Here is a 10,742-nt window from a genome sequence, read left to right on the forward strand (position 1 = left end):
GCACCATGTTCGGTCGACGCTCCAGCACCGCACCGGCTTCCGCGCCGCCCGTCCGGGCCGCCGGGCTCGCGCCGAAGGAGGCGATCCCGCCCGTCCTTCAGCAGGAGTCCGCACGCGCCCGCCCGGAGCCGCCGAGCCGCCCGGCGCCGTCGCCTCCGCAGCCGAAATCGGAGGAGTATTTTCGCACCAAGAGCATGATCTTCGGCGCGCTGATCGAGGCCATCGACCTCGCGCAGCTCGCCCGGCTCGACGGCGAGACGGCGCGCGAGGAGATCCGCGACATCGTCACGGAGATCATCGGCCTCAAGAACATCGTGCTGTCGATCGCCGAGCAGGAGGAACTGCTCGACGACATCTGCAACGACGTGCTCGGCTACGGGCCGCTGGAGCCGCTGCTCGCCCGCGACGACATTGCCGACGTGATGGTGAACGGGGCCGACCGCACCTTCATCGAGGTCGGCGGCAAGATCCAGCTCACCAATGTTCGCTTCCGCGACAACCAGCAACTGATGAACATCTGCCAGCGGATCGTCAGCCAGGTCGGCCGACGCGTCGACGAAGCCTCGCCGATTTGCGACGCGCGCCTGCCCGACGGCTCCCGCGTCAACGTGATCGCGCCGCCGCTCGCCATCGACGGGCCGGCGCTGACCATCCGAAAGTTCAAGAAGGACAAGCTCACCCTCGACCAGCTGGTGCGCTTCGGCGCGATCTCGCCGGAGGGGGCGCGGATCCTTCAGATCATCGGCAAGGTCCGCTGCAACGTGGTGATCTCGGGCGGCACCGGCTCGGGCAAGACGACGCTGCTCAACTGCCTGACCGCCTTCATCGAGAACGACGAGCGCATCATCACCTGCGAGGATGCGGCGGAGCTTCAGCTGCAGCAGCCGCATGTCGTGCGCCTGGAGACCCGGCCGCCGAACCTGGAGGGCCAGGGGCAGGTCACCATGCGCGACCTCGTGAAGAACTGCCTGCGCATGCGGCCCGAGCGGATCATCGTCGGCGAGGTGCGCGGACCGGAGGCCTTCGACCTGCTGCAGGCGATGAATACCGGCCATGACGGCTCGATGGGCACGCTGCACGCCAATTCGCCCCGCGAATGCCTCGCCCGCATCGAGTCGATGATCACCATGGGCGGCTTCTCGCTGCCCTCCCGCACCCTGCGGGAAATGATCACCGGTTCCGTCGACGTGATCATCCAGGCCATGCGCATGCGCGACGGTTCCCGGCGCATCACCCACATCACCGAGGTGATGGGCATGGAGGGGGATGTCATCATCACCCAGGATCTGCTCCTCTACGATGTGCTCGGCGAGGACGCCAACGGCCGCCTGATCGGCCGCCACCGCTCCACCGGAATCGGCCGTCCGCGCTTCTGGGAGCGGGCGCGCTATTACGGTGAGGAGCGGGCCCTGGCCGAGGCCCTCGATGCGGCGGCAGCCACGGTGGAGGATGCGCCGTGACCGCCGCCAATGGACCGCTCGCGGCGGGCCTCGTGGCGGTGGCCGCGGGCGCGCTCGCCTACGTCTTTCTGCTCCCCTACCTGTCGGGCGAGAAGCGGGCCGAGCAGCGCCGCAAGGCGCTCGGCCAATCCCGGGTCGCGCTCGCCGAGCGGGGCGTTGCCGCGAGCCGCCGGGAGCAGGTCGCCAAGAGCCTCAAGGATCTGGACGCGAAGAAGAACACGACCAAGGTCACCCTGGAGCTGCGGCTCGCCCGGGCCGGTCTCGATTGGAGCCCGCGGAAATATCACGCCGTTTCCGCAGTCATCGCCCTCGTCCTTGCGCTCGGTGTCTTCGTGCTGTCGGAGAGCGTGCTGATCGCCGGCCTCGCGCTGTTCGCCGGCGCGCTGGGGCTGCCCTCATGGATGCTCTCGCGGCTGCAGAAGCGGCGTGTCGCGGCCTTCGTCGAGGAATTGCCCAACGCCATGGATGTGATCGTCCGCGGCCTGCGCTCCGGTATTCCCCTGGGCGATTGCCTGCGGATGATCTCCCGCGAGGCGAAGGAGCCCCTGCGCAGCGAGTTCCGGATCGCGATGGAGGCGCAGGCGCTCGGCCTCGCCATGCCGGATGCGATCCTGCGCATGTGCGAGCGGGTTCCGGTGACCGAGGTGAACTTCTTTGCCGTGGTGATCGGCATTCAGCAGAAGTCGGGCGGCAACCTCTCGGAAGCGCTCGGAAACCTGTCGCGGGTGCTGCGCGAACGCAAGAAGATGGCGGGTAAGATCCAGGCGATGAGCATGGAGGCCAAGGCCTCGGCGGTCATCATCGGCGCGCTGCCCTTCTTCGTCGCCCTCGCCACCTATCTTTCGAGCCCGGACTACACCGCCCTGCTGTGGACCACCGCGGTCGGCAAGATCGCCCTCGTGCTCTCCGGGTTATGGATGGCGCTCGGTATCTTCGTGATGAAGAAAATGATCAGCTTCGACGTCTAGGACATTTTCCGCGGAAATGGTTGCCGTTTCCGCGAGAGACAATGCGGCACTCTCAAGCCGCCAGAGCATGCTTCGTGATCCAAGGATCATGGAAAATACTCTGGAGCGCTCTCCGCCGAAGGAGATGCCGGCTGATGATGAGCGGTCGAAGCGGCTTCGCGCGGAACGGAAGAACAGGGGGCAGGGATGCTGGATGATATCGTCAACACCGCGCTCGCCCCGCGCACCATGGCGGCGGTGCTGACTGGGATCGCGGCGGCGGCCACGGTCTTCACCCTGATCCAGCCGCTGATCGAGACCGATCAGCTCGGCAAACGCATGAAGCTCGTCAGCGACGAGAGGGAGCAGATCCGTCAGCGCGAGCGCGAGCGGCTGAACAACCGCGTCACCCTGCGCACCGAGCCGAAGGCCTACATGAAGCGGGTGGTGGAGCGGTTCAACCTGAGCCGCTGGCTCGGCACGGACACCGCCAAGATCAAGCTGACCATGGCGGGCTATCGCGGCGCCGGGGCCGAGACCGCTTTCCTGTTCTTCCGCCTCGTCGTGCCGATCGTCCTCACGGTAGGGGCTCTGTTCTACCTGTTCGTGTTGGAGGTGCTCGACCAGCCCCCGCTGATCCGGTTCGGCCTCTCTCTTTTCGCCGGCTTCATCGGCCTGAAGCTGCCGGAGGTCTACCTGTCGAACCGGATCTCCAAGCGACAGGCGGAGATCCGCCGCGCTTGGCCCGATGCCCTCGACCTCTGCCTGATCTGCGTTGAATCGGGCATGTCGATCGAGAACGCGTTTCGCCGGGTTAGCCTGGAAATCGCGAGCCAGTCGGTCGTACTGGCCGAGGAGCTGGCGCTCCTGACCGCGGAGCTGTCGTTCCTGCCCGAGCGGCGGGTGGCCTACGAGAATCTCGCCCAGCGCATCGGCCTCGAAACGGTCAAGTCGCTCACCACGGCGCTGATGCAGGCCGAGCGCTACGGCACGCCGGTCGGGCAGGCCCTACGGGTCCTGGCCCAGGAATCCCGCGACATGCGGATGATGGAGGCCGAGAAGAAGGCCGCCGCCCTCCCGCCGAAGCTGACCGTGCCGATGATCGTGTTCTTCCTGCCGGTTCTGTTCGTGGTGATCCTGACGCCCGCCGGTATCCAGGCCTACGCGCTGATGCAGTGAGGCCGGCGCGCGGTTAGGAGCGATCGCCCGCCCGGACGGCCGCCAGGGGATGCGCCGGATCCGGCGAGGCGGGGCCGCTCGGCCGCGCCGGCAGCGGACCGGGCCGGGCGAACAGCCGGTCCCGCAGGCGCATGAAGGGCTGCTCGATGGCCAATCCGATGGCGATCGCCAGCACAATCGAGAGCGCGTATTTCGCGATCACCACGAGGTCGGGGCTGGTGATCCCGGCAAACGCGGCGAGTTGCGGCGTGATCCGGTTGCCGATGCCGTTGTGCCAGACATACATCGGGTAGGAGTAGAGCCCCAGGATCGCCAGCAGCCGCGCGGCGGGCGAGGCGAAGAAGCGGTGGCGGCTGCCGTGGACGGCCAGGATCGCCAGCCCCGAGCCGAGGGCGGCCAGGGTGTAGCCGAAGCAGGAGCGGGACAGGTCGTCGGTCAGCCAGAACAGGGCGGCGAAGGCCGCGAGCGCCGCCGCGAAGTGGGCGAGGCGGGGGCGCGCCAGCCGCGCATAGATCTCGGGAAAACGCTGGGACAACAGGGCGAGGGCGACGCCGAGGGCGAGGCCGTCGAGCCTGTACTGCGTCTGGATCTGGATCGAGATCGGATCCGCTCCGGCGAGCGCTACGAGGGGGCGCAGCAGCCAGGTCGCCAGGATCACGGCAACGAGCCCGGCCAGGACATGGCCCGCCCCGAGGCGCAGGCGCGCCAGGAAGGGCAGGGACAGGCCGATCAAGAGGTAGAACTGCTCCTCGACCGCCAGGGACCAGAGATGGTGCAGCGGCGTCTCGAAGTAGTTCTGCACATGCAGGAGCACCTGCGGGACGAAGCCGGTCCAGGGCCGGTCGGTCAGCACCACCTGCACCGCGAGATAGACGTAGAGGACCGGCCAGAGCCGGAACGCCCGCCGGATCAGGAAGCGCCGGTAGTCGAAGCCCCGGGTCGCGCTGACCTCCCGCACCACGAGGCCGCCGACGAGGAAGCCGCTCAGCACGAAGAACAGATCGACGCCGGCCCAGCCGATGATCCGGCCCGGAGTGAGCCAGACATCGCTGGCGGCGAAGGTCATGTCGCCGCCATTGAGATGCCAGCCCATGGCCAGAACGATCGCGACGCCCCGGATGACGTCGAGTTGGATCTCCCGTGCCTTCCGGTCGAGCATGGATTTGTCCGGGTTCTCCGCCGCCCACCGCGCCTCGAACGCAGCCGGTCCTCTCCGAAATCTAGTCGATCCGGGCAGGATGGCGCCGAGGGCGCACTACGCAGGCCGTCTTAGCGTTAACGGGCGGCGTCAGCGCGACGCAAACACGGACATTTCATGTCGGCCCTGCCTCCGGCCGCGTTCCCGATGCGCTCGGGCGCGCGAGGTGATAGCCACGGCGGATCTCCTCCACCGCGACGCGGCATCCATGGCTTTGCTGACCCTCGACGACCTCTCGCCCGGCCAGGAATTCAGGGCCGGGCCGATCACCGTCACCCGCGACGAACTGGTCGCCTTCGCCAGGGAATACGACCCGCAGCCGTTCCATCTCGATGAGGCGGCCGCCGAGCACAGCTTCGTCGGCAGGCTGATCGGCTCGGGATGGCAGACGGCGGCGCTCGGCATGCGCCTGCTCGCCGAAGGGCTGATCTCGCATTCCACCTCGATGGGTTCGCCGGGCATAACCGCGCTGCGCTGGCTGCGGCCGGTCCTGCCGGGCGATTCCTTGAGCGCGGCGATCCGTGTCGAGGAGGTGCGCCCCTCCCGCTCGAAGCCCGACCGCGGCATGGCGCGGCTTGTCATGACCCTGAGCGACAGGCGCGGCGAGGCGGTGATGACCCAGGACTTCGCGGTGCTGTTCGCGCGGGCGGGCGTCACCCCGGCGCCGCGCCCGGTCACCCTGGCCCAGGAGGGCGGCCCGGTGGCCGAGCCGGACGACGCGGTGCCGCTGCCCTACCTCGCCGAGGCGGAGATCGGCGCGACCCGCGACCTCGGCGCCCATCGCTTCGCGGCGGAGGACATCGTCGCCTTCGCCCAGGCCTACGATCCGCAGATCTTCCACCTCGATGCGGAGGCCGCGCGGGCCACGCATTTCGGCGCGCTCTGCGCCTCCGGCTGGCAGACCGCCGCCGTCTGGATGAAGCGGCTCAACGCGACCTTCGCCCGGGACATGGCGCTCACCGCCCGCTCCGGCCCGGTGCCGCAGCTCGGGCCCTCGCCGGGCTTCAAGGACCTGCAATGGCTGCGCCCGGTCTATGCCGGCGACACGCTCCGCTATGCCAGCCGCCTCGTGGACAAGCGCGCCTCCGCCTCGCGGCCCGGCTGGGGCATCGCCACCCACCACAACACGGCGCAGAACCAGCACGGTGAGGCGGTCTTCGCCTTCACCGGCTCGGTGTTCTGGCAATGGGACCGCCCCAGCGCATGAGTTCGCCTTCCGCCCGCCGTATCCTCGTCGCGAGCTTCGTCGGCACCGCGATCGAGTTCTACGACTTCTACATCTACGCCACCGCCGCCGCCCTGGTGATCGGGCCGATCTTCTTCCCTCAGGGGGAGCCCGGCGTTCAGACGCTCCAGGCCTTCGCCACCTTCGCCATCGCCTTCCTGGCCCGGCCGGTCGGCGCCGCGGCCTTCGGGCATTTCGGCGACCGGGTCGGACGCAAGGCGACTCTGGTGGCCTCGCTGATGATCATGGGCCTCTCCACCGTGCTCATCGGCTGCCTGCCGGGCTATGCCAGCCTCGGCTGGTGGGCGCCGGCCCTGCTCTGCCTCCTGCGCTTCGGTCAGGGCGTCGGCTTCGGTGGCGAATGGGGCGGCGCGGCCCTGCTCGCGGTGGAGAACGCGCCGCCGGGCCGGCGGGCGCTCTACGGCATCTTCCCGCAACTCGGCGCGCCGATCGGCTTCATCGCGGCCAACCTCCTGTTCCTCGGCCTCAGCGTCGGATTGAGCCCGGCGGATTTCGAGGCCTGGGGCTGGCGGCTGCCCTTCCTCGCCTCGGCGGCCCTCGTCGGCGTCGGGCTCTATGTGCGCCTGAAGCTGACCGAGACCCCGGCCTTCCGGGCGGCCCTGGCCGAGAAACCGCCGGAACGGGTGCCGCTCGCCACGATCTTCTCCGCGCATCTGCGGGCGACCCTGCTCGGTACCCTCGCCATGGTGGCGGCCTACGCGGTGTTCTACCTCTCGACGGTGTTCGCCCTGAGCTACGGCACCGGCACCCTCGGCTACCCGCGGAAGACCTTCCTGTTGTTCGAGTGCGTGGCGATCCTGTTCATGGCGGTCTCCATCCCCTTGTCGGGATGGGCGGCCGACCGGTTCGGCCGCAAGCCGGTGATGCTGTCGGGGCTCGTCGCCAGCGCCGGCCTCGGCGCCGCCCTCGGGCCGATGCTCGGCAGCGGCGAGCCGGCCCTAGTGCTCGGCTTCCTCTGCCTCGCCCTCTTCGCCATGGGCTGGATCTTCGGCCCGATGGGCGCGCTGCTGCCCGAGCTGTTCCCGACCCGGGTGCGCTACACCGGCGCCTCGGTGACCTACAACCTCGCCGGCATCGTCGGTGCCTCCGGGGCGCCCCTGGCCGCGCAATGGCTCGTGGGCTGGGGCGGGATCGGCTCCGTCGGGCTTTATCTCGGCCTCGCCGCCGGGATCAGCCTCGCCGCCGTCGCCGCCATGCCGGAGACCGGGCGGGGGGAATGACGGCGGTTCCGGCCGCGTGTCGGTGGCCTGTCATGCACAGAGCGGATGGGTAAAACGGACATTTAGATTGCGCACAATCTAAATGTTCCCTATCTCCGTCTCAAGCCGAACGGATCGGCCCTGCACGACATAGATCACGAGGACGAATCCGATGACCGTTGATGTGAAGTACCGCACCACCGCCTCCGCCACCGGCGGCCGTGACGGCTCCGCCCGGACCGAGGACGGCAACTTTCAGGTCCAGCTCTCGACGCCGAAGGAACTCGGCGGCGCCGGTGGGCCGGGCGCCAACCCGGAGCAGCTTTTCGCGGCGGGCTATTCCGCCTGCTTCATCGGCGCGCTGAAGGTGGCCGGCGGCCAGCTGAAGCTGAAGGTGCCGGCCGATACCACCGTCACCGCGACCGTCGGCATCGGCCCGCGCTCCGAGGGCGGCTTCGGCATCACCGCCGACCTCAAGGTCAGCCTGCCGGGCCTCGACCGCGCCGAGGCCGAGCGCCTCGTCGAGGCGGCGCACCAGATCTGCCCCTATTCCAACGCGACCCGCGGCAATGTCGATGTCGGGCTGACGCTGGCGTAACCTCTCTCAGACCGGATCGTGCAACGCCCCCGGCTCGGTGCCGGGGGCGTTTTCGTGTGTCACGGCCCCTCGATCGTCCGCTTCTGCACGCCGCCTCTGGCCATCTGCGGCTTCTTCGCGCTGATGATGCGGGAATTCACTCCGGTCCAGCCGATCTCGCCGGAGAGGCGGCCATACTCGATCTTCGGGCAGCGGTTCATGATGACCGTCACCCCCGCCGCCTCCGCCCGCGCGGCGGCCGCGTCATCGCGCACGCCGAGCTGCATCCAGATCACCTTCGGCGGCACCGGCAGGGCCAGCGCCTCATCGACCAGCGGCCCCGCCGCGGCGGAATTGCGGAAGATCTCGACCATGTCGACCGGCTCGGTCAGGTCCGGGAGCCGGGCGACCACCCGGCGGCCGAGCAGATCCTGGCCGGCGAGCCCCGGATTGACCGGGATCACCGCGTAGCCGCGCTCGGCGAGGTACTTGAAGACGATGTAGCTCGGCCGGGCCGGATTGGCCGAGGCGCCGACGAGGGCAATCGAGCGCGTCTCCCGCAGAATCGCGCGGATCTGCGTGTCCGGGTAGCGGTCGTGCCGGGTGGCGATGCCGTCTGGCGCGCTGTCGAGGGTCGGGATCATGCCGTTCTTGTCCGCCAAGCGCGGGCATGCTGCAAGGCGGCGCATGAGCGAGACCGTGATGAGCCTGGAGGAGACGGCGCGTTTCCTCGACCGCGATTTCCCGCAGATGAATGCGGGCGGGCGCCACTACCACCTCGAATCGGTCGGCCCGCTCTCCGCCCGGATGCGCCTCGATTATCACGAGCGCCATCTGCGCCCCGGCGGCACCGTTTCCGGTCCGTCGATGATGGCCCTGGCCGATTACGCGCTCTACGCGGCGATCCTCGCGAATATCGGCCCGGTGGCGCTGGCCGTGACGACGAGCCTCAACGTCAATTTCCTGCGCCGGCCCGGCCCCGCCGCCCTGATCGCCGAATGCCGCCTGCTCAAGCTCGGGCGGCGTCTCGCGGTCGGCGAGGTCGCGATCCGCAGTGCCGGCTCGGAGGCGATCGTCTGCCACGCCACCGGTACCTATTCGATCCCGCCGGAGTGGGGTGACGCGTCGGCGCCGGCTACTCGGCCGGAACCGTGAGCGGGGTCGAAGGCGAAGCCGGCGGGGTCTCCGTCGAGCGGGGTTCGTAGCCCAGGGTTTCCGGCATGAGCACGAGGTAGAGGACGAAGCCGGCGGCGGCGATGGCGGCGAGCACGAGGAAGGCGGCCGAATAGCCGGAGGCGACGATCACGACACCGGCCAGCGTCGCGCTCAAGGCCGCGCCGAGCCCCTGCGCCGTGGCGACCGCCCCCTGCGCGACGTTGAACCGTCCGGTGCCGCGGGTGAGGTCGGCGACCACGATCGGGAACAGCGCGCCGTAGATGCCGGCGCCGACGCCGTCGAGGCACTGCACCGCCACGAGGTAATAGGGGTTGTCGGAGAAGGTGTAGAGCACCCCGCGCAGAGCCAGCACACCGAAGGCGGCGAGGAAGATCGGTTTGCGCCCGAAGCTGTCGGCCTTGGCGCCGACCAGCACCGCCATCGGCACCATCACGCATTGCGCAGCGACGATGCAGATCGCGATCAGCGAGGTGGCGTTGTCCTTGCCCACAACCTTGGTGAGGAGTTGGCCGACGGAGGGCAGCATCGCCGCGTTGGCGAGGTGGAAGGCGGCGCAGAGCAGCGCGAACAGCAGCAGGTGGCGGTTGCGCAGCAGCAGGCTCAGGCCCGAGGGCTGCTCGCAATGCTGATCCTCCGGGCAAGCGAGGCCGCGGGCGAGTTCGTCGTCGATCTCCTCGGCGGGCACCATCAACATGGCGCCAATCGAGAGAGCCGCCAGCACGCCCATCAGCCAGAATACGACGATGGGCCCGAACACATAGGCGAGCCCGCCCGCGAGCATGGCCGAAAGGGCGTTGCCCGCGTGGTTGAAGCCCTCGTTGCGGCCGATGCGCTTCGAGAACAGCTTCGGGCCGACGATGCCGAGGGTGATGCCGGTCAGGGCGGGGGCGAAGACCGAGCCGGCTATGCTGGCCAGAGCCTGCGTGCCGGCCACGAGATAGAAGTTCGAGACCCAGGGCAGGACGAGGCAGCTCAAGGTCACGACGATGGCGGCGGCGATAACGATGGCGCGTTTGGCGCTGCTGCGGTCGATCAGGGCACCGGCGGGCGTCTGCGCCAGAAGGCCGGCAATGCCGGCGATGGTCATGACGAGGCCGATCGTTGCCTCGTTCCAGCCCTGTTCCGGACCGCGCACCGCGAGCAGGTAGATGGCGAGATAGGGGCCGAGGCCGTCCCGCACGTCGGCGAGACTGAGATTGAGGAGATCGAGCCCCCGCAGGGCCCGACGTGACGGTTGGCGCTGTGCCGGCCCGGCGGATGGCTGCGCTGCGACACGCATCGAGGATTCTCACGGAAAGCGGAGCGGCGATCGGTGGTCGCATCGCCGCCCGAACGAGCCGGGATCGGCTTTGACCGCCGCGCTAAGTTTCGGTCGCCGGCTTTGTTCCCCTCTACGCCGCTTCAATCCTGTCGTCTCAATCACATCGTCGTGTGAGCGGTGTCGGAGGCTAACCGACCTTCAGCGATAAGGGATGGAGACGAAACGTTAAGCATGAGCGCATTCCCGGTTGAGCCGAGGGAACCAATCGCCGATGCGGCATTAAGACGAAAATTCCTACAGATCAGGATCTTGGTGCCGCGCTCGATGGCGTTGCAATCAGGGCGGGTTCGGATTGAAAGGCTCGGTGAAAGGATTGTTTAGTGCCTCACCTCGAAAATGAACGCGAGGTTAAGACGTCGATCCAGTCTCTCGTAGTGAGACTCCGGAGAGACAAAGGGCGAATGACAGCCGCTGATGCTTAGAGGCTGTTATGGACCTA

10 protein-coding genes are annotated in these 10,742 nt (G+C 68.6%); 7 read left to right on the forward strand and 3 right to left on the reverse strand.

Annotated features, from left to right (window positions below):
• Positions 1–5 precede the first annotated feature (5 nt).
• From MZTS_RS09360 to MZTS_RS09370, 3 genes are all read left to right on the forward strand, one after another.
• Entirely contained in the window at positions 6–1,460 is a 1,455-nt protein-coding gene (locus tag MZTS_RS09360) for a TadA family conjugal transfer-associated ATPase (RefSeq protein WP_192283441.1), read from the forward strand.
• The gene (locus MZTS_RS09365; protein ID WP_192283443.1) at positions 1,457–2,428 is read left to right on the forward strand and encodes a type II secretion system F family protein; all 972 of its coding nucleotides are present in this window, start codon (positions 1,457–1,459) and stop codon (positions 2,426–2,428) included. The genes MZTS_RS09360 and MZTS_RS09365 overlap by 4 nt, the downstream gene beginning before the upstream one ends.
• Positions 2,429–2,614: 186 nt before the next feature.
• Positions 2,615–3,586: a type II secretion system F family protein gene (locus MZTS_RS09370; protein WP_192283445.1), complete on the forward strand. Its 972-nt coding sequence runs from the start codon at positions 2,615–2,617 to the stop codon at positions 3,584–3,586.
• Positions 3,587–3,599: 13 nt separating this feature from the next.
• Here the strand turns inward: MZTS_RS09370 and MZTS_RS09375 are convergent, their stop codons facing one another.
• Entirely contained in the window at positions 3,600–4,745 is a 1,146-nt protein-coding gene (locus tag MZTS_RS09375; RefSeq protein ID WP_192283447.1) for an acyltransferase family protein, read from the reverse strand.
• A 247-nt stretch (positions 4,746–4,992) separates the two neighbouring features.
• Between MZTS_RS09375 and MZTS_RS09380 the strand changes: the two genes are divergently transcribed.
• From MZTS_RS09380 to MZTS_RS09390, 3 genes are all read left to right on the forward strand, one after another.
• On the forward strand, positions 4,993–5,991 hold the full coding sequence (locus MZTS_RS09380; RefSeq protein ID WP_192283449.1) for a MaoC family dehydratase: 999 nt from the start codon (positions 4,993–4,995) through the stop codon (positions 5,989–5,991).
• Positions 5,988–7,250 carry an MFS transporter gene (locus tag MZTS_RS09385; RefSeq protein ID WP_192283451.1) on the forward strand — a complete coding sequence of 421 codons (1,263 nt, stop codon included), beginning with the start codon at positions 5,988–5,990 and terminating at the stop codon, positions 7,248–7,250. Before MZTS_RS09380 ends, MZTS_RS09385 begins: the two co-directional genes overlap by 4 nt.
• A 151-nt stretch (positions 7,251–7,401) precedes the next feature.
• Positions 7,402–7,827 carry an organic hydroperoxide resistance protein gene (locus MZTS_RS09390; protein WP_192283453.1) on the forward strand — a complete coding sequence of 142 codons (426 nt, stop codon included), beginning with the start codon at positions 7,402–7,404 and terminating at the stop codon, positions 7,825–7,827.
• A 59-nt stretch (positions 7,828–7,886) separates the two neighbouring features.
• Here MZTS_RS09390 and MZTS_RS09395 read toward each other — a convergent pair whose 3' ends face one another.
• On the reverse strand, positions 7,887–8,450 hold the full coding sequence (locus MZTS_RS09395; RefSeq protein WP_192283455.1) for a CoA-binding protein: 564 nt from the start codon (positions 8,448–8,450) through the stop codon (positions 7,887–7,889).
• A 43-nt stretch (positions 8,451–8,493) separates the two neighbouring features.
• Between MZTS_RS09395 and MZTS_RS09400 the strand changes: the two genes are divergently transcribed.
• Positions 8,494–8,961, forward strand: a complete 468-nt coding sequence (locus MZTS_RS09400) for a PaaI family thioesterase (RefSeq protein WP_192283457.1) — start codon at positions 8,494–8,496, stop codon at positions 8,959–8,961.
• Here the strand turns inward: MZTS_RS09400 and MZTS_RS09405 are convergent.
• The gene (locus MZTS_RS09405; protein WP_192283459.1) at positions 8,942–10,261 is read right to left on the reverse strand and encodes an MFS transporter; all 1,320 of its coding nucleotides are present in this window, start codon (positions 10,259–10,261) and stop codon (positions 8,942–8,944) included. The two genes, MZTS_RS09400 and MZTS_RS09405, sit on opposite strands and share 20 nt — an antisense overlap.
• Positions 10,262–10,742 lie beyond the last annotated feature (481 nt).

This window comes from Methylorubrum zatmanii, assembly GCF_014845115.1.
GTDB lineage: Bacteria > Pseudomonadota > Alphaproteobacteria > Rhizobiales > Beijerinckiaceae > Methylobacterium > Methylobacterium zatmanii.

Bases quoted from the DNA above. Each gene is read 5' to 3' on its own strand.
- MZTS_RS09390 (WP_192283453.1), top strand. From the start codon at position 7,402: ATGACCGTTGATGTGAAGTACCGCACCACCGCCTCCGCCACCGGCGGC.
- MZTS_RS09375 (WP_192283447.1), bottom strand. From the start codon at position 4,745: ATGCTCGACCGGAAGGCACGGGAGATCCAACTCGACGTCATCCGGGGC.
- MZTS_RS09380 (WP_192283449.1), top strand. From the start codon at position 4,993: ATGGCTTTGCTGACCCTCGACGACCTCTCGCCCGGCCAGGAATTCAGG.
- MZTS_RS09370 (WP_192283445.1), top strand. From the start codon at position 2,615: ATGCTGGATGATATCGTCAACACCGCGCTCGCCCCGCGCACCATGGCG.
- MZTS_RS09360 (WP_192283441.1), top strand. From the start codon at position 6: ATGTTCGGTCGACGCTCCAGCACCGCACCGGCTTCCGCGCCGCCCGTC.
- MZTS_RS09385 (WP_192283451.1), top strand. From the start codon at position 5,988: ATGAGTTCGCCTTCCGCCCGCCGTATCCTCGTCGCGAGCTTCGTCGGC.
- MZTS_RS09400 (WP_192283457.1), top strand. From the start codon at position 8,494: ATGAGCGAGACCGTGATGAGCCTGGAGGAGACGGCGCGTTTCCTCGAC.
- MZTS_RS09405 (WP_192283459.1), bottom strand. From the start codon at position 10,261: ATGCGTGTCGCAGCGCAGCCATCCGCCGGGCCGGCACAGCGCCAACCG.
- MZTS_RS09395 (WP_192283455.1), bottom strand. From the start codon at position 8,450: ATGATCCCGACCCTCGACAGCGCGCCAGACGGCATCGCCACCCGGCAC.